Source organism: Nocardioides nitrophenolicus, assembly GCF_016907515.1.
Classification (GTDB): Bacteria; Actinomycetota; Actinomycetes; order Propionibacteriales; family Nocardioidaceae; genus Nocardioides; species Nocardioides nitrophenolicus.
Genome location: NZ_JAFBBY010000001.1, coordinates 2,083,048 through 2,102,744 on the forward strand (window position 1 = coordinate 2,083,048; position 19,697 = coordinate 2,102,744).

At 73.3% G+C, this 19,697-nt stretch carries 19 protein-coding genes; 6 read left to right on the forward strand and 13 right to left on the reverse strand.

Features of this window, described 5'->3' with window-relative positions; translation table 11 throughout:
- From JOD66_RS10175 to JOD66_RS10215, 9 genes are read right to left on the reverse strand one after another with little or no spacing between them, the layout of a single operon-like run.
- Positions 1–777 carry an IclR family transcriptional regulator gene (locus JOD66_RS10175; protein ID WP_204836756.1) on the reverse strand — a complete coding sequence of 259 codons (777 nt, stop codon included), beginning with the start codon at positions 775–777 and terminating at the stop codon, positions 1–3.
- A 2-nt stretch (positions 778–779) separates the two neighbouring features.
- Entirely contained in the window at positions 780–2,105 is a 1,326-nt protein-coding gene (locus tag JOD66_RS10180; protein WP_204836757.1) for a M20 family metallopeptidase, read from the reverse strand.
- On the reverse strand, positions 2,102–2,944 hold the full coding sequence (locus tag JOD66_RS10185) for a 2-keto-4-pentenoate hydratase (protein ID WP_204836758.1): 843 nt from the start codon (positions 2,942–2,944) through the stop codon (positions 2,102–2,104). Before JOD66_RS10185 ends, JOD66_RS10180 begins: the two co-directional genes overlap by 4 nt.
- Entirely contained in the window at positions 2,944–3,930 is a 987-nt protein-coding gene (locus tag JOD66_RS10190) for a zinc-binding dehydrogenase (protein ID WP_204836759.1), read from the reverse strand. The genes JOD66_RS10185 and JOD66_RS10190 overlap by 1 nt, the downstream gene beginning before the upstream one ends.
- A gap of 14 nt (positions 3,931–3,944) precedes the next feature.
- The gene (locus tag JOD66_RS10195; RefSeq protein ID WP_204836760.1) at positions 3,945–4,814 is read right to left on the reverse strand and encodes an alpha/beta fold hydrolase; all 870 of its coding nucleotides are present in this window, start codon (positions 4,812–4,814) and stop codon (positions 3,945–3,947) included.
- 44 nt (positions 4,815–4,858) lie between these two features.
- A complete protein-coding gene (locus JOD66_RS10200; RefSeq protein WP_204836761.1) occupies positions 4,859–5,005 on the reverse strand; it encodes a hypothetical protein in 147 nt (48 codons plus the stop codon).
- 49 nt (positions 5,006–5,054) lie between these two features.
- Positions 5,055–5,948 (reverse strand): alpha/beta fold hydrolase, encoded by an 894-nt coding sequence (locus JOD66_RS10205; RefSeq protein WP_204836762.1) that lies wholly within the window; start codon positions 5,946–5,948, stop codon positions 5,055–5,057.
- Positions 5,945–6,907: a DODA-type extradiol aromatic ring-opening family dioxygenase gene (locus JOD66_RS10210; protein WP_204836763.1), complete on the reverse strand. Its 963-nt coding sequence runs from the start codon at positions 6,905–6,907 to the stop codon at positions 5,945–5,947. The genes JOD66_RS10205 and JOD66_RS10210 overlap by 4 nt, the downstream gene beginning before the upstream one ends.
- A 13-nt stretch (positions 6,908–6,920) precedes the next feature.
- A complete protein-coding gene (locus JOD66_RS10215) occupies positions 6,921–8,177 on the reverse strand; it encodes an aromatic ring-hydroxylating dioxygenase subunit alpha (protein WP_204836764.1) in 1,257 nt (418 codons plus the stop codon).
- Between the two features lie 297 nt (positions 8,178–8,474).
- Between JOD66_RS10215 and JOD66_RS10220 the strand changes: the two genes are divergently transcribed.
- The 6 genes from JOD66_RS10220 (at position 8,475) to JOD66_RS10245 (ending at position 13,922) form a co-directional block, all read left to right on the forward strand.
- On the forward strand, positions 8,475–9,473 hold the full coding sequence (locus JOD66_RS10220; RefSeq protein WP_204836765.1) for an NAD(P)/FAD-dependent oxidoreductase: 999 nt from the start codon (positions 8,475–8,477) through the stop codon (positions 9,471–9,473).
- Between the two features lie 28 nt (positions 9,474–9,501).
- On the forward strand, positions 9,502–9,846 hold the full coding sequence (locus tag JOD66_RS10225; protein WP_204836766.1) for a ferredoxin family protein: 345 nt from the start codon (positions 9,502–9,504) through the stop codon (positions 9,844–9,846).
- On the forward strand, positions 9,843–10,658 hold the full coding sequence (locus tag JOD66_RS10230) for an alpha/beta fold hydrolase (protein ID WP_204836767.1): 816 nt from the start codon (positions 9,843–9,845) through the stop codon (positions 10,656–10,658). The genes JOD66_RS10225 and JOD66_RS10230 overlap by 4 nt, the downstream gene beginning before the upstream one ends.
- Before the next feature lie 141 nt (positions 10,659–10,799).
- Positions 10,800–11,834 (forward strand): LLM class flavin-dependent oxidoreductase, encoded by a 1,035-nt coding sequence (locus JOD66_RS10235; RefSeq protein WP_204836768.1) that lies wholly within the window; start codon positions 10,800–10,802, stop codon positions 11,832–11,834.
- 1 nt (position 11,835) lies between these two features.
- On the forward strand, positions 11,836–13,080 hold the full coding sequence (locus JOD66_RS10240) for an MFS transporter (protein WP_204836769.1): 1,245 nt from the start codon (positions 11,836–11,838) through the stop codon (positions 13,078–13,080).
- Positions 13,081–13,121: 41 nt separating this feature from the next.
- Positions 13,122–13,922 (forward strand): alpha/beta fold hydrolase, encoded by an 801-nt coding sequence (locus tag JOD66_RS10245; RefSeq protein ID WP_204836770.1) that lies wholly within the window; start codon positions 13,122–13,124, stop codon positions 13,920–13,922.
- A gap of 6 nt (positions 13,923–13,928) precedes the next feature.
- Here the strand turns inward: JOD66_RS10245 and JOD66_RS10250 are convergent, their stop codons facing one another.
- Genes JOD66_RS10250 through JOD66_RS10265 form a run of 4 tightly spaced genes read right to left on the reverse strand, consistent with a single transcriptional unit; the run spans position 13,929 to position 19,621 of the window.
- Positions 13,929–14,723 (reverse strand): alpha/beta fold hydrolase, encoded by a 795-nt coding sequence (locus JOD66_RS10250; RefSeq protein WP_204836771.1) that lies wholly within the window; start codon positions 14,721–14,723, stop codon positions 13,929–13,931.
- Between the two features lie 29 nt (positions 14,724–14,752).
- Positions 14,753–16,177 carry an amidase gene (locus JOD66_RS10255; protein WP_204836772.1) on the reverse strand — a complete coding sequence of 475 codons (1,425 nt, stop codon included), beginning with the start codon at positions 16,175–16,177 and terminating at the stop codon, positions 14,753–14,755.
- Positions 16,174–18,075, reverse strand: coding sequence for a dipeptide ABC transporter ATP-binding protein (locus JOD66_RS10260; RefSeq protein WP_204836773.1), 1,902 nt, complete (start codon positions 18,073–18,075; stop codon positions 16,174–16,176). Before JOD66_RS10260 ends, JOD66_RS10255 begins: the two co-directional genes overlap by 4 nt.
- A 7-nt stretch (positions 18,076–18,082) precedes the next feature.
- Positions 18,083–19,621 carry an ABC transporter substrate-binding protein gene (locus JOD66_RS10265; protein WP_204836774.1) on the reverse strand — a complete coding sequence of 513 codons (1,539 nt, stop codon included), beginning with the start codon at positions 19,619–19,621 and terminating at the stop codon, positions 18,083–18,085.
- Between the last annotated feature and the right edge of the window lie 76 nt (positions 19,622–19,697).

A 19,697-nucleotide genomic window follows, 5' to 3' on the forward strand; every position in this document is an offset into this window, starting at 1 on the left:
TCAGTTGAGCAGGGTCGAGCGTGACAGCCGGCTGGTCGTGGCCATCAGCGCCTGGGTGAGCTTGGGGACGTCGGCGCGGAAGGTCGGCGCGACGATCGACAGGGCGCCGAGGACCAGCTGGCTGCTGCTGAAGATCGGGACGCCGACCGAGCAGTAGCCCTGGACGACCTCCTCCATCTCCGTGGCGAAGCCGTTCTCCCGGGCCTTGCGCAGCTGCTCGATGAGCATGCCGGGCGCCACCGTCGTCGACGGCGTCAAGCGCGCCAGGCCGCCGCTGATGACGTCCTCGACGACCGAGGTGGGCGAGTAGGCCAGCAGCACCTTCCCGCTGGACGTGCAGTGCAGCGGCGCGCGCCGCGCGATCTTCGACGGCTTCGCGGCCTCCGGGCCACTGGCGATCTTCTCGACGCAGAGCAGCTCGCGGCCGTCGCGCACGTAGAGGAGGATCGTCTCCTTGGTCGCGAAGTGCAGGCTCTCCATGAACGGCCGGGCCGCGTCGCGCAGCACCCGGAAGCGCGGCACCCGGGAGCCGAGCTCGAAGGCGCGCATGCCGAGGCGGTACTCCTGGCCGGACCGCTCGAGCATCCCCCAGTCGAGCAGCTCCTGGGCGAGCCGGTGGACCGACGCCTTGGAGATGCCGGTGCGGCGCGACAGCTCCGAGAGCGAGAGGTCCATGTCGTCCAGCTCGAAGGCCTCGAGGATGAGGCGGGCCTTGCCGAGGACGCTGTTGGCTCCCTGGCCGAGTCCCTCGCCGTACGAGCGGGCCTGGCTGGCCATGGTCAGTCGCCCCTCCCCGACCTTGCTGCCCCGCTCCCGAGCGCGAGAACCGTTCTGATCAAGACTTCCACCAGTCTACGCATGGCGTTCACGTCCACGATGTTCATGCCCAGCGTGAAGTCGACCGGACCGCCGTCGGGCGCCGCCTGCACCTTCGGCATCCCGACCCGAGCGGTCGGGACCCCGCGCAAGCGCAGGATGTTGGCGTCCGTCGCGCCGCTGTTGGCCGTGATCGGCTGGTGCGGACGACCCTCCACCCGCTCCCAGGCGGCGATGGCCGCGCGGACGACGGGCGCCTGGGGATCGGTCCGGGTGCCCGGCACCGCGGCGACCTGGCGGGCGGTGAGCGGGACGCCCAGCTCCTCGCCGAGCAGGCGCAGCCGGGCGCGCACCTCGCGGACCACCGCCGGCGCGGTCTGGTCCGGGGTCATCCGTACGTCGAGGCGCACCCGTACCAGCGCGGAGGTCGAGGCCGCGAGCCGGTCGAAGCCGCCGACGACCGACGACACGACGCCCTGCGGGCGCATGGTGCCGACCTCGTGCGCCGCCGCGTAGTCGTCGAACCACGCCTCCAGGCGGGTGATGACGGCGGCGGCGAGCGTGGCGGCGTTGCGGTAGGGCAGCCGGTGCCGGCTGCCGACGTAGGTGTGCTCGCCGGGCACCTCGACGTCGAGCCAGACCAGGCCGACCTCCTCGTGGGACACGCACCAGCCGGGCTTGGCGATGACCGCGTGGTCGGTGGTGAAGCCGCGCTCGAGCAGGAAGGTGGCGCCGACGCCGTGGCCGGTGTTCTCGCGGCCGGGCGTGCCGACGCCGGGGACCGCGAAGCTGGGCATCCCGCCCGCCCCGAAGCCGGCCACCACGTCACCCGGCACCGGGACGCCCGCTGCCGCGAGCGCGCCGACGGTCGCCAGCACGACGGCCGCGTGGCCCTTGGGGTTGCCGGCGGCCAGGCCGGTGACCAGGTCGCCGTGGACCACGGCGCGCGGACGCATGTCGTCCCGCAGCGCGGGCGCCGCCCAGGGCAGGTCGAGCTCGGCCCGACCCGTGGTGAAGGTGTCGAGCGGCGCGTACAGCAGCACGGACGGCCCGTCGTCGGGTCCGCGGAGCACGCCGACCGCATTGGCCTGGTGGTCGTCGATGACCTGGGTGGAGGCGTCGAGGCCGGACGCGCCGAGCCGGGCGGCGAGCCACTCCGCGGCGGGACGCTCCGCCCCGGTGGGGCTCGGGATGTCGACCAGCCCGACGACGGCGTCGAGGAGCCGGTCGCGGGTCACCTCCGCCAGCGCGGCGCGCACCGCCTCGTCGACGGCGGGGTCGGGCGTCATCGGGCCGACTCCGCGGCTCGGGCGGCCACGCTGCTGCGGAAGTGGACGGCGACCTCGGGCAGGTCGCCGATCCGCGCGACGAAGGAGTCGCCCTCGTGGATCGGCACCATCGGGCCGAGGGCGCCGGCGAGCACCAGCATGCCCGCGCGCAGCGGGATCCCCTGACGGTGCGCCTCGCGGGCCAGCCAGACCAGGCCCTGCAACGGGTCGCCCATGCAGTTGTCGCCGCCGCTGCCGGTCGACACGACCCGGCCGCAGCAGCGCAGCTCCATCCGGAGCAGCCGCAGGTCCCAGTCGCCGAGCGGACGGCCCTCGGGGGCGAGCACGAAGAGGCCGGCCGAGGCGTTGTCGGCGATGGTGTCCACGGCGGAGATGTCCCAGTCGGCGATCCGGCTGTCGACCACCTCCAGGGCGGCATAGACCTCGCCGACGGCCGCGCGCACCCGCGCGTCGTCGATGTCGGCCCCGTCGAGGTCCGCGACCAGCCGGAACGCCACCTCGGCCTCCGCCAGCGGCTGCAGCAGCCGGCGGACCGGGACCACGGCGTCGTGGCGCACCTGCATGGTGTCCATCAGGGTGCCGATGGTCGGCTCGGTGACCCCGAGCTGGGCGCGGACGGCCGCGGACATCATGCCGAGCTTGCGGCCGACGATCCGGGCGCCGCTGATCTGCTGCAGGGCGGCGACATGGTGCTGCACGGCGTACGCCGCGCCGAGCTGGTCGGTGCCGACGAGATCCCGGATGGGAGGACAGGCCCGGCCGGTGGTCTGCGCGTGCCGCAGCCGCTCCGCCGCCTGCACGATCGCCGGATCCAGGCCGGTCTCCTCCACCGCGCTCATCACCGCTCCCGCGGCACCAGGACGGCGCGACCCCGCAGCTTGCCGGAGCCGAGCAGCTCCAGCGCGCGTCCGGAGTCCTCGAAGCCGAACGGCTCGACGTCGACCGCGAGCTGCCCGGCCGCCAGCAGCGGCGCGAGCTCGGCCGCGAGCTCCCGCGCCTCGCGGTCGCGGCGGATCATGTTGACCGGCAGCAGCGCCACGTCCTGCAACAGCCAGTTGGGGAGGTCCAGGCTCAGCTCGGTGCCGGCGACGTAGCCGATCGAGACGGCCCGGCCACCCGGCCGCACCCAGCCGCACCGAGCGCCCAGGCCCGGACCGCCGAGGGTGTCGACGAGCAGGGACGCCGGCCGGTCGCGGGCCAGCTCGGCCGCGCGGGCCGCGTCGGTGGAGACCACCGGCTCGACGTCGGCGGGCAGGCTCGCCGCCTGCTCCTCGTCGGCGACCACGCCGATCACCTCCGCCCCCTCGCGCAGGGCGAGCTGGACGACCATCGAGCCGACGCCTCCGGCGGCGCCGCCGACCACGACCAGCTCGTCGGCCGCGGACTCCACGTCACCCCACTCCCCGAGCCGGGCCACGTGGCGCAGGGCAGCGGCGGCGGTCGTCAACGGCGTGAAGAAGGTCGCCGCGACCTCCGGCGCGAGGCCGTGGGGCAGTCCGCTCAGGTTGCGGTCGGGCACCGCGACGTACTCCGCCCAGGTGCCGTCGCGCTTGAGCCCGAGACCGCCGCCGCGCAGCAGCACCCGCTCGCCGACCGGCACGGTGTCGGACTCGACGACCACCCCGCAGCCGCCGGTGCCGCCGACGTACGGCAGCGCCGGCCTGAGGTCGAAGCGGCCACCGGCCACGGTGAGGTCGAGGTGGGAGACCGCCGCGGCCTCCACCCGGACCAGGCTCTCGCCCTCCGCGCGCCGCGGGCGCGGCACCAGGTCGACCGTCGGCGGCGCACCCCAGCCGTGGACCCGGACCGCGCGCATCGTGGTCATCGCCGGCTCCGCCATCACGCGACCGGATGCTTGGCGAGGAAGGCGAGGCTCAGCTCGTTGTACTCCGCGGCCTTCTCGTGCTGCGGCCAGTGGCCGCAGTCGTCGAAGAGCACCAGCTCCGAGCCGGGGATGTGGTCGTGCATCGCGCTGGCCTCGGGAACCTCGCCGAACGGGTTGTTGCGGCCCCACACGATCAGGGTCGGCACCGTGAGCCGCGCCAGGTCCTCCGGTCGCAGGATGTTGCGCAGCCGGGTCTCCATGTCCTGCAGCGACAGCAGGTTGTCGATGTTGGCCACGAAGTCCGGCCGGTGGTAGATCTCGTGCCGCACGGCCACCAGCTCCTCGGTGGCGTCGGCCGGGTCGTGCATCAGCAGCCGCATCCGGGCCCGGGTCAGCTCGACGTCGTCGGTCTCGACCGCCTTGCGGGTGCTGGTGCGGATCCGCTCCATCACCTCGGGGTTGGCCACCGTCCCTCCGGCGCACAGCAGCTGGAGCGACGCGATCCGGTCGGGTACGTCGATCGCCGCCCGGGCGCCGACCCAGCCGCCGAGGGACTCACCGGCGATGTGCGCCCGCTCGATGCCCTGCGCGTCGAGATAGGCGAGCAGGTGGTCGCGGTAGCGCGGGATCTCGTAGCGGAAGTCCGGCTTGCCGGTGAAGCCATGGCCGAGCATGTCGATGGCGTGCACGGCGTACTTCTCCGCATGCGGCCCGACATTGCGCATGAACGCCTCGAGGTGGCCCGAGGTGCCGTGCAGGAAGATCACCGGCTCGCCACTGCCCGCCTGGAGGGAGCGGGTGGGGACGCCCGCGGCGTCGACGGTGGTCACCTGGAAGTCGAGCCCGGCGAGCTCGGTCCAGATCGTGCGGGGTGCGGAAGTCATGGCTACTCCTAGAGATGGGGCGTCGAACGCGCCGGGGACGGCGCTCAGCGCTGGTTGATGCGGTGGACCTGGGTGTTGACCCGGTTGGTCACCGCGGGGATCACCGGCTGGTGGGTGGCCAGGCGCTGGGCCGCGTAGCGCAGGCCCGCGCCCACGGCGAGCACCGACGCGATGACGATCGTTCGCCTCATCGAGGAGTCCTCCGGTGGTGAGCAGGGCGGGAAGGGGAGTCGGTCGCGCTCATGGGTGGTCCACCGAGCGCAGGAAGCCGTCGACGACGGCGTGATAGGCCGCGGGCCGCTCCTCCTGGAGGTGATGGGAGACGTGGTCCATCACGTGCAGGCTCCCGCGCGGGACCATCCGCGAGAGCATGAGCGGGTAGTCGGGGGTGAGGAAGGCGTCCTCGCGCCCCCACATGAACAGCGTCGGCGCCTCGATCCGGCCGAGCTGCTCGGTCAGGTCCTGCCAGTCGCCGCGCGGGGAGTCCGACATCGCGGCCAGGGCGCGCTCCTCCGGGTCCAGGCTCTGCTGGTGGCGCAGCTCGACGGTCTCGTCGGGCAGCCGGTCGGCGTCGTACCACTCGAGCCGGGTGAGCAGCTGGCGCATCTTCTCCTCGGTCGGGCCCTCGCCGCCGTAGTAGACGTCGCGCGCCGAGCGGCCGCGGTGCCCGCGCTCGGGCAGCGGAGCGAGCGGGCCGTAGAACACCGGCATGGAGCCGGTCACGACGAGCGAGCGGACCCGCTCGGGCCGGGAGGCCGCGACCGCGAGGGCGATCGTGCCGCCCCAGGAGTTGCAGACGAAGTCGGCCCGGTCGATGCCGAGGGCGTCCATGAAGGCGACCGTCTTGGCGGCGTGGAAGTCCCACATCGGCCCGGAGATGCGGCACTTCTCGGACTTGCCGTACTGCAGGATGTCGACGAGCAGGCAGCGCCGGTCGCGGGCGAAGTAGGGCGTCACCGGACCGAAGTCGCTCCAGCCGGTGCAGCCCGGACCCCCGCCGTGCAGGAAGATCGTCGCCGCGCCGTCGCCGACGTCGTGGTAGTGGTAGCGCACGCCGTCGGCGTCGACGTACCGACTCTCCGGGGCGGGCCCGCCCGGTGGCGAGCTGAGCCGCTCGGCTTCCGCGGTGGTCATGCGGGGACTCCTGTCGTACGGGGTTGGGTGGGGTCGATCACGGCGGTGCCCATGCCGGTCAGCCACTCCGGCATCGCGGAGTAGCACAGCGCCTCCCCGGGCGCGAACCCGAGCGCGGCGGCCATGGCGAGCCAGGTGCGCAGCTCCTGGCCGCCGTTGCCGGCGACCTCCTCGAGGCGCGCGGTGGTGAGGGAGAGATAGCTCTCGAGGCGGCCGGCCTCGAGGTCGGCGAGGAACCGGTGGTCGAAGTCCTCGAAGATGCAGGGCTGCGCGGCGACGATGATCTCGCGGCGGCGCTGGTCGAAGCGCTCCCACTCGCCACGGCCGTTGAGCCAGGCGTCGACCAGGAACTCCTCGTCCTCGTTCTGGGGGTCGGCCCAGTCGCTGGGCCAGGGCAGCTGGTGCGACAGCCCGCCGGAGGCGATGACGGCGATCCGGCGACCGTCGTCGACCGCCTCGATCGCCTCCGCGAGCCGGCGACCCAGCTCGGCGCATCGCGCGAGCGTCGGCAGCGGCTGGGCGAAGACGTTGATCACCAGCGGTACGACGGGCACGTCGAGGCCGTCGAGCAGGTACTGGATCGCGTGCGACTGGCCGTGGTCGATCTGCAGCCGCGCGGAGATCGCGACCTCCACCCCGGACTCGACCAGATGGGTCGCGAGCTGCTGGGCGAGCACCGGATCGGTCTTCTGCGGTCCCTTCGGCGTGCGGGCCTCACCGGCCGCGATCACCTCGCCGACGCCCATCGTGAACGCGGGGATCATGTCCAGGAAGAACCCACGGAAGTGGTTCGACCCGATGATCACCACCGCGTCCACGCGGGCCTCGACCAGCCGCTGCCGTACGACGGCGAGGGAGTCGCGGAACGCCTCGGCACGCGCGGTGTGCACGACCTGGTCCCAGTGGGTGTTCATCAGCGTGGAGTGCGAGGCACCCACGCCCATCACGATGGAGCTCACGGACCGTGCCTCCTCACACCCGCGGTTCCGCGGGCACGATGCCGTCGGCGGCCAGCTTCTCGAGGCGCTCCTCGGTGACGTCCTCGGCGAGCTTGCGCCACTTCAGCAGCGACTCGTCGGGCCGGTACAGCTTCTCCGGCGGCGCGTCGGTCACCTCGACCATCCACTTGTCCTGGCCGGAGAACTGGCCGTGGAACAGCCACCGCACCCAGCCGAGGTACTTGGCGTAGAACGGGAGCACCTTCCAGCCCTCCCGGAACTCCGCGAGCACGCCGACGTAGAGGTGGTCGTTCTCGTCGACGGGGACGTAGAACTCGTAGTGGATGAAGCTCGGGTAGACGATGCGCAGCACGCCCGGCATGCTGACCGACGCGAACCCGGGGAACTCCTGGGCGGCGATCACCGGGTTCGGGTCCTTGCCCGGACCGGTGTTGCCGATGTTCGAGACCTGCTTGGGGTCCTTCGGCGGCTTGGCCTTGTACCAGGCGCGGCTGGTCCAGGTGCCGACACCCGGGTAGTCGGCGTCCCAGTGCTGCTCGGTCTGGGTGCGGTAGATCCACCGGCCGCGCTGCACGATCTGGGTGATGTTCCACACCGGCATCGGCTTGAACATCCGCCACAGGGCGGTGCGGTGCAGGAACTTGGCGTGCCCCTCGTCGTACCCGTTCTCGCAGGCGAAGCGCCAGTTGCCCTCCCGCGGCTGGATCCGCGCGCCGAGCACCGCCGGGTTCGACACGAGCTCCTCGGGCAGCTGGTCGTCGATGGGGTGCGGCTTCTCGCCGTCGCCGACGAAGATCCACACCATCCCGAGGCGCTCCTCGACGTCGTACGTCGGCTGGACCACCTTGCCGCGGATGGGCGACTGCGGGCCGTCGGTGATGGCCGCGACCAGCTCGCCGGAGTCCAGGTCGAAGGTCCAGCCGTGGTAGACGCAGGACAGCGTGCCCTTGAACTGCTGGTTGCCGCAGCTGAGCGGTACGCCGCGGTGGGGGCACCGGTCGGAGAGCGCGTAGACGCGGCCCTGGTCGCGGATGATGACGATCTTCTCGCCGAGCAGGGTGACCTGCTTGGGCTTGCCGGTCACCTGGTTGGAGAAGCAGACGGGATACCAGTAGCCGCGGAAGCCCGCCTTGGCGGCCTGGTAGTGCGGCCAGCTGCGCCAGTCCTGGCGGCCCGGCAGCCGTCCGGCGCGGTGCTTCTCGACGGGCTTGGTCCTCTGGGTGCCGACGGGGGCGTCGGCGGGCGGCTGTGGGTCCGCGGTGTGCGTCATGGGTGCTCCGGTGGTTCAGGATCGGCGCTGCCACGAGACGTGCGGCGCCGGCGCTCGGGGGTCGTCCGGTTGACGAGAGCAGATCACTCCACGACGGACGTCACCAAGGAGCTCGGTTCGTCCACCGGAACGGCGCTCCGTCCGCCCCGGAACAGCCCGGAACGCCGCGGAAGACGCGGTCCGTTGAGCGATCCAGAACGTGCGACCACGGCCCGGGCCGATCCCTAAAGTCACCGGACCGTGGCGCCCCGCAGGGCGCCACGCGAGTCGAGCCCCACCGTTCCCGAGGAGTTCCTGGTGACCACCACGCCCACGACCGTCGAGACCGACGTCCTCATCATCGGCGCCGGTCCCACCGGTCTGTACGGCGCCTACTACGCCGGCTTCCGCGGACTGACCACGGTGGTGGTCGACGTGCTGCCCCAGGTCGGCGGACAGGTGATGGCGCTGTACCCGGAGAAGCAGATCCGCGATGTCGCCGCCCTGCCCAGCATCCGCGGCCGGGACTTCGTCGCCGCCCTCGCCGACCAGGCCGACGCCTTCGCGCCGACCTACCTCCTCGGCCGGCAGGCGGTCGCGCTCGAGCCGGGCGAGGCGGGGCCGGTGGTGACCCTCGACGACGGGACCCGGGTGCGTGCCGGAGCGGTGGTCCTGACCGCCGGCATCGGCACCCCGAGGGCGAGGCCGCTGGCGACCGGGGCCGAGTGGCTCGGCACCGCGCTGTCCTACTTCGTCGTCGAGCCCGAGGTGCACCGCGGCCAGGACGTGGTCGTCGTCGGCGGCGGCGACTCCGCACTCGACTGGGCCGACGCCCTGGCCCCGATCGCCCGTTCGATCACCCTGGTCCACCGGCGCTCCCACTTCCGCGGGCATGCCGCGACCCTGGAGCGGGTGCGTGCCCACGCCAACGTCACGATCGTCACCGACAGCGAGGTGGCCGCCTTCGGCGGCGATCTCGCCGCCGGACGGCTGGAGAAGGTCACCGTGCGCCACCAGGACGGGGCCGAGCAGGTCGTCGCCGCCGACCACGTCGTGGCGGCGCTGGGCTTCATCTCCGACCTCGGGCCGATGCGGCAGTGGGGCCTGGAGCTGCGCGGCCGCTCGGTCGAGGTGGACCGCGCGATGCGCACCAACCTGCCGCGGGTGTACGCCGCCGGCGACCTTGCCGACTATGACGGCAAGGTCAAGCTGATGTCCGTCGGGTTCGGCGAGGTGGCGCTGGCGATGAACCACGTCGCGGTGGACCTCGACCCGGACCTCTCCCTCTTCCCCGGTCACTCGACCGACGAGTCCTGACCCCCGACGAATCCCGGAGGAACCCACGATGAGCTATGTCATCGGATCCGACTGCATCGACGTGCTGGACCGCTCGTGCATCGACGTGTGCCCGGTCGACTGCATCTACGTCGGCGAGCGCAAGAGCTACATCAACGAGGCGGAGTGCATCGACTGCGGCGCCTGCGAGGTCGAGTGCCCGGTCTCGGCGATCGTCGTCGACCGGGTCGCGAGGAAGGACGAGCTGCTGTCGACCTTCCTGCGGGACTCGGCCGCGTTCTTCGCCGAGCCGCTGCCCGGCCGGAGCGAGCCGCTCGGGAACCCCGGCGGGGCCGGCCCGCTCGGCGACCTCGGGGTGGACACCCCCCTGGTCGCCGGGTACGCCGGTCAGTGACGCCCGCCCACGACGGCGTCGTCCGGCTGGCCGGGGCCCGGCTGCGCTACTCCCGCCATGCCGGCGACGGGTCCGCCCCGGCCGGCCGGCCCCCGGTGCTGCTCCTGCACCCGTGGTTCGGCTGCCGGCAGATGTGGGAGCCGCTCGCCGACCGGCTCGACGTGCCGTCGTACGCCGTGGACTGGTACTCCCTCGCCGAGGGCGGTGCGCCGCACGAGTGGTCGGCGTGGGCCTCTCCGGCCGGGCTCGCCCGGGCGGCGCTCGCGCTGCTCGACGAGGAGGGTCTGGACCGGGTCGACGTCGTCGGCAACAGCGTCGGCGGCATCGTCGCGCAGCTGATCGCGGCCGACGCCGCGCAGCGGGTGCGGCGGCTGGTCCTGATCGGCACCGGCGCCTCGCTCGACGGCCCGCCCACGCCGTTCGGGCTGCTGGTGAGCCGCTGGCTCGAGCAGCCGGCGTGGCGCCCCAGCCTCACCGGGCGGCTCGTCGACGCGCTCGTCACGCGGCCGCCCGCCGCGGCGGACCGCGCCCGCTGGGTGGGCGAGGTCCTCGGCGCCGAGCCCGGCTTCGTGGCCGCGGTCCTGACCGCGGCGCGCGCGAGCGACCTGCGCCCCCGCCTCGCGTCGATCACGGCGCCCACGCTGGTGCTGCGCGGGGAGCACGACACCGCTCGCACCGCCGCCCACGTCCGGGAGCTGGTGGCGGGCATCGCGGGGGCCGAGGCCGTCGAGCTGGCGGGCTGCGGGCACTCCCCGATGGTCGAGGACCCCGACCTCGTCGCCGCTCTGGTGCGCGAGCACCTGGGCGACTGACCACCTCCGTTCCGCTCACCGATCCGCCCCGCGCGCCACGAGTCGCCCGCCGCGCCTACCGTCCGGAACAGCCCGTGCCGCCGACCGCGGTCGGCCCGTGCGACCGGGCTCTTCCAGCTACCCACCCAGGAGGGGTGCCTCATGACCAAGCGGCTCCGCATCGGCGTCCGGATGCCTCCCTGCCGCCCGGCCGACGAGCTCGGGGACTTCGCGGCGCGGGTCGAGAAGGCGGGCTTCGACACCCTCTACGTGCCCGACTCGCAGACCCTGTGGCGCGACGCCTTCCTCACCCTCTACGCCGCCGCGGGGCGCACGTCCACCCTGCGGCTGGCGACCGCCGTGTCGAACGTGGTCACCCGCCACCCCAGCGTGGTCGCCGGGCTGGCTCGCGGCATCGACGAGGTGGCGCCCGGCCGGTTCGTGCTCGGGCTGGGCGTGGGACACAGCTCGGTGGAGCCGATCGGCCTGCCGCCGAGCAGGGGTGCCGAGCTGCGCGACGGGGTCGACCAGATCCGCCGCCTGGTCCGCGGCGAGGACGTCGCGTACGGCGAGGCCGTCGCCCGCCTGCGGGACCCGCGGCCGGCCGGCGTGCCGATCCACGTCGCGGCGACGGGGCCACGCAACCTCCGGCTGGCGGGCGAGATCGCCGACGGGGTCATCCTGCTGTCGGGGGTCGCCGCGGCGCCGCTGGAGCGCGCGGTCGCCGCGGTCCGCGAGGGCGCCGAGGCCGCGGGGCGTCGCTTCGAGGACATCGAGATCACCGTCTCCGCCCACGCTCTCGTGACCGACGACATCGAGCGCGACGCGCGGATCATGAAGCCGATCGCGGCCGCCATCGCCCAGCGGGGCGGCGCCGCCGCCCTCGCCGCGGCCGGCATCGAGGTCGACGTGCCGGCCCACGTGCCCGAGGTGGTCCCGGACCTCGTCCACGCCGAGGACTGGCAGCACGCCGTCGAGGTGTGCTCCCGCTGGATCAGCGACGAGGACGCGGTCGCGTTCGCCCGCACGTTCGGGCTGTTCGGGACGGCGAGCGAGATCGCCGAGCTGGTGCGCGCCACCCAGGCCCGCGGCGCCACGGGCATCTTCTTCCAGCACGTCGGCTCGTGGGACCTCCCGGAGGCGCTCGTCGACGAGGTCGGCTCGGCGGTGCTGCCGCTCCTCGCCGAGCAGCCGTGACGTGACCAGGCTCGAGGGGGCGGCCACGGCGGGTGTCGCGTCGAGTGCCGAGCGCCGAGCCGCTCTCCGGCCGACGGCGGCGGTCACCGGCGTCATCGTCAGCGCCGCGATCCCCCCGTTCCTGGTCGGGGCGCTGGCGCCGCTGATCGCCCGCGACATGTCGTTCGGCGCGAGTGCCGTCGGCATCGGCATCGCCGCCTACTACCTCGTGTCCGGGGTGCTCTCCCCGCTCGGCGGCTGGACCGTCGGCCGGATCGGGGTGGTGCTCTCCCTGCGCCTCACCTGTGCCATGACCACCGTGGGCCTGCTCGCGATCGCCGCGGCCGGGAGCGCCGCGCACATCGTCGTGGTGCTGGGGATCCTCGGGCTGCCCAACTCGGTCGTGCAGCCCGCGGCGAACGCGGTGCTCGCCGAGGTGCGGGCCGGTCGGCTCCAGGCCCTGGTGTTCGGCGTGGTGCAGGCCGCCATCCCGACGGCGACGCTCATCGCGGGCGTCGTGCTCGGCGTCGCGAGCTATGCCGGTGGCTGGCGCTGGACCGTGCTCGCCGTGGCCGTCCTCACCGTGGGCGCGCTGTGGGGGACCCGGACCCTGCCCGCCACCGTCCGTCGTCCTCGCGTCGTGCCGCCCGGCCCGGTGGGCCCGCGGCCGGCCGCGGTCGCCGCACCTCACGGCAGCCCGTGGGTGCTCGCGGCATTGGTGGCCACCGGCTTCCTCGGCTCGACGGCGGCGACCTCGCTGCCGTCGTACGTCGCGAGCACCGGGCTGGCCTCCGGCCTCTCCCCCGGCGTGGTCGCCTCGGCGCAGGTGCTCGGCAGCATCGCGTGCGCCGCCACCCGGATCGGCGCACCGCTGGGCGTCAGCCACGCGACCACGCTGCGCCGGCTCGTCCTGATCGGAAGCCTGCTGGTGCTGGGCGGACTCGGCTTCCTCTGCCTCGCCAGCGGTACGCCGGCCGGCTTCCTCGTCGGCACCGTGGCGGCCTATGCGTTCGGCTGGGGCTGGAACGGCCTGTTCAACCTGGTCGTCGTCGGCGTCCGGCCCGACCGGATCGCCGCGGCGACCGGCCGGACCCAGGCCGGGATCTTCCTCGGCGGCCTGGTCGGCCCGCTGACCTTCGCGGCCGTGGTGCACCAGCACGGCTACGACCTCGCGTGGCTGGTGGCCTCGGGTGCCGCGCTGGCGGCCGCCGGCGCGGCCACCTGCGGCATGCTCGCCGTCCGCCACGGCACACCTCCCCGGCGCTGAGCATCCCCCGCCGGCCCACCACCCATCCAAGGAGACCACCGATGAGCATCCGCCGTGGCTATGCCGACACCCCGCTCGGTCAGCTACACTACGCCGAGGCCGGCACCGGACGCGTCGTCCTGATGCTGCACCAGACGCCGCGCTCCCTCGACGAGTTCGCCGAGGTGCAGGCACTGCTGGCCGCGGACTGCCGCACCCTGGCGATGGACCTGCCCGGCTTCGGGCTGAGCGCGCCGCTCGCCGCACCGCAGACGATCGAGGCGATGGCCGACGGCGCGCTCGCCCTCCTCGACGCGCTGGAGATCGACGCGGCGGTGGTGCTCGGCCACCACACCGGCGCGGTGGTGGCGCAGGAGCTCGCCGTGCGGGCGCCGGACCGGGTGGACGGACTGGTGCTGTCCGCGATGCCGTGGGTGGACCGCGCCCGCCGCGAACGCGACCACGAGCTCGGCGTCGACGAGGCGGAGCGCGCCGAGGACGGCGGCCACCTGGTCGAGCTGTGGCGGCAGCGCCGGCCCTACTACCCCGCGGGCCGGCCCGACCTGCTGGACCGCTACGTCCGCGACGCGCTCGCGCCCGGCGTCGATCCCGCCGAGGGCCACCGCGCGGTCGGACGCTACGAGATGGACCTGCGGATCGCGGGCGTGACGGCGCCGGTGCTGCTGCTCGCGCCGAGCGACGACCCGTTCGCCGTACCGGCGCTGCCCGCCGTGCGCGCGGCGCTCACCGGCACGCGCTCGGTCACGACCCGGTCGCTCGACGGTGGCCGGATCCCCGCGATGGAGCAGTGCGCCGACCAGGTGGCCGGCCACGTACGGGAGTTCCTCGGCGCGCTGCGCTGAAGGCGCTCAGGCGCCGGCCGTCCGGTCGAGGAACTCGCCGACCACCTTGGCGAAGGTGGTCGGGTCGTGGTCCACGGACGGGACGCCCACGCCCGGGAGGGTGGCGGACTCGGCGACCCGCAGCCGCTCGAGCAGGAGCGGCACGTCGGGCAGCGAGAACTCGTCGAGCTCACCGCAGACCACGAGCGTCGGCGCCGCCACGTCCCCGATCCGGTCCTCCATCCGGTAGGCGTTGACGGCGACGTGCCCCTCCTCGACCCGCTCGCCGAGGCGGACGGCGTCGACCATCAGCCGGTGCCGCAGGTCCGGGCGGTCGGCGGGGTAGAACGCCGCGCGCCGGTCCCAGAGCAGGGCGTAGTGGCTGCCGTCGTCCGAGATCGGCACCCCGTCGATCGGGGGCCGGGTCGCGACCTTCGCGCGACGCGGCGCGTCGACGTACGGCACGCCGGAGAGGACCAGCGCGCTCGTCGCGCCGGGCCGGCGCGCGGCGACCTCGAGGCCGACCACGCCGCCGGTGTGATGGCCCACCAGCGCGGCCCGGTCGATCGCCAGGGCGTCGAGGAGGTCCTCGACCCCGTCGGCGAACAGCTCCACCGACCAGGCCTGTGGCGGGACGTCGGAGGACCCGAAGCCCAGCGTGTCCGGGGCGATCACGCGGAACCGGTCCGCCAGCAGCGGGATCACGTCGCGGTACTCGTCCCAGGACCGGGGCGTCTGGTGCAGGAGCAGGACGACGGGGCCGGAACCGGCCTCGACGTAGTGGATCTGTCCGTGGCGGGTGTCCGCGTAGTGCTTGCGCATGGTGCTGTCCTCGGTCTCGTCGGTGGGGGTCAGGCGGCGAAGGTCGGTGGCCGCAGGTGCGCCCAGGGGCGCACCTGCTCCAGCTCGGCAGCGACGCCGATCAGCAGGTCCTCGCGACCGTGGTCGGCGACCAGCTGCACGCCCAGCGGTACGCCGTCGGCGGTGAGCGTGGCGGGCACGGAGATCGCCGGCTGGCCGGTGGTGTTGAACGGCGCGGTGAAGGACAGCACGTCCACCGAGAGCTGGATCCCGTCCGGCTCCGCCCACGGCCACCCGACCTGCTTGGGTCGGGAGGCGAAGACCGGGCTCAGCAGCAGGTCGAAGCCACTGCTCCACCACTGCGCCATCCGCGCGCGGAACTCTCCTTGCCACAGGAAGGTGTCGGCGAGCTCGACGCCGGACAGCTCGCGGCCGCGGCGCAGCCAGTGCTCGGTGACCGGGTCCAGGTCCCCCGGCCCCGGCGGGCCGATCTCACGGGCCATGGCGTCGACGCTCTGCACGACCGTGACGCTCAGCGCGTCGAAGAAGGCGGGCAGCGCCCGCGGGTCCAGCATCGCCTCGGGGTGGCCCTCGACCACCTCGTGACCGGCGTCGCTCAGCAGCGCGGCGATCTCGCGCACCGCGGCCCGGACCTCGTCGGTGACCTGCGGCGCATGGCCCGGGGCGTGGTCGAGGACGCCGATCCGCAGCCGGCGCGGCGGCTGCTGGAGCGCCGAGACGAAGCCGCCGTCGGGCGGGTCCAGGGGCGCGGTGGCGTCGCCCGCCGCCGGTCCGGCGACCGCGTCGAGCAGGGCCGCGGTGTCGCGGACGGTCCGGGTCACCACGGCCGGGACGCTGTGTCCCCAACGGTTGGCGCCGCCGGGACCACCGCTGATCCGGCCGAGGGTGGGCTTCAGGCCGACCAGGTGGCAGAACGCGGCCGGCATCCGGATCGAGCCGCCGCCGTCACCGCCCTGGGCGATCGGCACCAGGCCGGCCGCGGTGGCGGCCGAGGCACCGCCGCTCGAGCCGCCGGGGGTGAGGTCGAGGGACCACGGGTTGCGGGTCACGCCGTGCACCCGGGACTCGCTGACCGACAGCACGCCGAACTCCGGCGTGGAGGTCTGGCCGAGCACGACGAAGCCGGCGGCCCGCATCCGCGCCACCATGACGGCGTCGCGCCGTGCGGTGCGTCCGGACCGGGCGACCCAGGCGCTGCCGTAGTGCGCGGGATCCCCGACCGTGTCGTTGAGCGCCTTGGACAGCGTGGGCACGCCGGCGAACGGAGCCGCCGGGTCGACCCGACGGGCCTCCTCGAGCGCGCGGTCGTAGCGCCGGTGGATCACGCTGTTGATCGCCGGGTCGACCTGCTCGATCCGCTCGATCGCCGCCTCCACCAGCTCGACGGGCGTCACCTCGCCGGAGCGGACCAGCGCCGCCTGGTCGAGGGCGTCCAGGGTGGCCAGGTCGCTCATGCCAGCTCCCTCTCCCGCTCCGGCGCCGACGACGCCGCCGACCCCGCCGAAGCCGCCGTGGAGGTCGGCGCGTGACAGGCGACGAGCTGTCGGGGGCGCACCTCGACCAGGTCGGGCACCTCGCTCCAGCAGCGGGCCATCGCCATCGGGCAGCGTGGCGCGAAGGCACACGCCGGATGCTCCCGCTGCTCGGCGGTGAGCTCGAACGCGGCCGGGTCGGCGACCTGCTCGGGGTCGGCGACGTCGGTGTCGCGGTGCCGGGGATCGGTCGACGGCACAGCGGCGACGAGCGCCCTGGTGTACCAGTGCTGGGCGTTCGCGAAGACCTCCTCGCCCGGCCCCACCTCGACCAGGCGGCCGGCGTACATCACGGCGACCCGGTCGCTGATCGCCCGCACCACGGAGAGGTTGTGGGAGATGAACACATAGGTCAGGTCCCGCTGCTCCCGGACCCGGTCGAGCAGACCCAGCACCTGGGCCTGCACCGACACGTCGAGCGCCGAGGTCGGCTCGTCCAGGATCACGATCTCGGGTGAGGAGCTCACCGCGCGCGCGATGGCGATGCGCTGCTTCTGCCCGCCGGAGAACTCGTGGGGCAGCCGCTGGGCGCTCTCCTCGGGGAGCCCGACCTCCCTCAGCAGCTCCTGGACCCGGGCGTCCGCGGTCGGTCGGCTCACTCCCTCGACGGTCAGCGGCTCGCGGATCGACCGGCCCACCTTCATCCGGGGGTTGAGCGACCCGGCCGGATGCTGGAACACCATCTGGATCTTGCCGCGGATCCTGCGGCCGAGCGCGCCCTTGAGCTGTCCGTAGTGGACGCCGTTCATCCGCAGGTCCCCGGTGGAGGCATCCTCGAGGCGCACCAGCAGCTTGGCCAGAGTGCTCTTGCCCGAGCCGGACTCGCCCACGATCCCGAGCACCTCGCCGCGGTGCACCTGCAGGGAGACGTCGTCGACGGCGACCACCTGACGCCCCTTGGAGCGGTACCGCTTCGAGGCATGGGCCGCCTCGAGGACCACCTCGGCCGGTCCCTCCGGCGGCGCGGCCGGCGCGCGGTCCTGGGCCGCGGCGTCCAGGTCGGGCGCGGCGTCGAGCAGCCTGCGGGCGTAGTCGGTGCTCGGCGACAGGAGGACCTGCTGGACAGAGCCCTGCTCGACGATCTCGCCGTCGAGCATCACCGCGACGCGGTCCGCGGTCTGGGCGATCACGCCCATGTCGTGGGAGACCAGGACGATGCCGACGCCGAGCTCGTCGCGGATCGAGCGGAACAGCGTGAGGATGCCCGCCTGGACCGTCACGTCGAGTGCGGTGGTCGGCTCGTCGGCGAGCAGGATCTCCGGCTTCCCGGCCAGCGCCACCGCGATGGCGGCGCGCTGGCGCAGGCCGCCCGAGAGCTGGTGCGGGAACTGCCGGGCACGCCGCTCGGGCTCCGGCAGGCCGACCTGGCGCATCAGGTTCAGCACCTCCTCCCGACAGCGGGCCCCCGACAGGCCCTGGTGCCGCTTGACGACCTCGCCGATCTGCGCGCCGATGCGCATGCACGGGTCCAGCGCGCCCATGGCGTCCTGGAAGACCATGGCGATGCGCCGACCGCGCAGGGCGGTGAGCTGCTGGGGCGAGGAGCCGAGGACGTCGACGCCGCACACCTCGAAGCGCTCCGCCGAGATCCGGGCGGTCTGGGGGAGCAGGCCGAGCGCGGCCATCGCGACGGTGCTCTTGCCGCTGCCACTCTCCCCGATCAGCCCGAGGATCTCACCCGAGGAGACCGTCAGCCCGACTCCTCGGACGCTGGGTGCGGACCCGCCGTAGGAGATGGTCAGGTCACGGACGTCGAGCAGTGTCCGGGCGTCCTGCGGGGCGGTCTCGTCCTGGGCCGACCGGGGAGAGTTGGCGTTCATTCGTTCGTCATCCCATCCATGCGTTCTTGAGGAGGATCCGGGTGCCCGACGCGTCGGCCGTGAAGCCGTGCAGCTTCTTGGTCCACATGTCGTAGGCGGACGGCGCGGCGTAGGGCACGATCTGGTAGACGTTCTCTGCGATGTAGTCGCCGATCTCCTGGTACCTCGCCTTGCGGTCCTCGTCCCCACCCGTCGTGGTGACGGCGTCCGACATCATCTGCCACAGCTTCGGGTCGTCGACCTTGGTGGCGGTGCTGTCCTTGGCGAACCAGAGCGCGAGGTACTGGCTCGCGTCGGCGTTGAGCGCCGCGTTCAGCACGATCATGTCGGCGTCCCACTTGCCGGAGAGCAGGTTGCTGACCAGCGTGGAGAACGGCGTCGGGACCACGTCCACCTCGATCCCGATCTTGCCGAGCTGCTCGGCCAGCAGCTGGGCCGTGGGCAGGGCGTTCTGGTTCTCCGACTGGAGGATCAGCTTGAGGCGCACGTCCTTCTCGCCCGACTCCGCGAGCAGCTGCTTGGCCTGCTCCGGGTCGTACTGGTAGTTGGGCGTGTCCTTCGTCGCGGGCGAGCCCAGCGGGTCCGCCGGGGGCACCGTGTAGGCGAGCTCGCCGGCGCCCTGCGAGCCGATCTCGATCAGCTGCTCGCGGTCGATGCCGACGCTGATCGCCTGGCGCACCTTCGGGTTGGCCAGCGCCCCGTCGGTCATGTTGAGACCGACCCAGTAGGACAGGTTGTACGCCGGACCGACGTTGAGGCCCTTCGCCTTCACCGCCTCGGCGTTCTTGGGCACCCGCGCCTGCATCATGTCGATGGAGCCGGAGGTGAACGCCGAGATCCGCGTGGACTCGTCGGCCATCAGCCGGAAGTCGACGCCGTCGAGATAGGGCTTGCCCTCGTCCCAGTAGTCGTCGAAGCGGACCGTGCTGATCAGCGAGCCCTCCCGGAACTCCTTCAGCTTGAACGGGCCGGTGCCGTTCTCCTTGGTCTTCTGCTCGTCCGCGTCCGTGCTCTCGACCCACTTCTTGCTCACGATGCCCGCGCTCCACGGCTGAGCCAGCAGGTGCAGCAGCGACGCCTGCGGCTCAGACAGCTCGATGACGACCTTGTTCGCGGCAGGGGCGGTGATGGCCTTGAAGTTGTAGAGCGAGGAGTACGGCGAGTGCTGCTCGGGGTCGACGATGCGCTCGAGGCTGAACACCACGTCCTCGGCGGTCAGGTCCGACCCGTCGTGGAACTTCACGCCGTCGCGCAGCGTGAACTCGTAGGTCAGGTCACCGGTCTGGTTCCACTCGGTCGCCAGGCCCGGCTCGATGGTCTGGCCGTCCTCCCCGAGGGAGAGCAGGCCCTCGTAGAACTGCGCGACCATGCGCTTGGCGTTGAAGGCCTGGGCCATGATCGGGTCGAAGCCGCTGAGCGGCTGGCTGTCCTCCCCGACGATCAGGGTGCCGCCGCGCCGCGGCGTACCGCCGTCGCCGTCGTTGCTGGTGCCGGACGTGCCCCCGCACGCAGCGAGCGCTGCAGCCAGGATCGAGGCTCCGACCACCGCCCCGAGTCGGCGTGTTCTGCGAGTAAGCGACATGAGTCGCGCCCTTTCTCTGTGGCCGTCGCCCGAAGGAGAC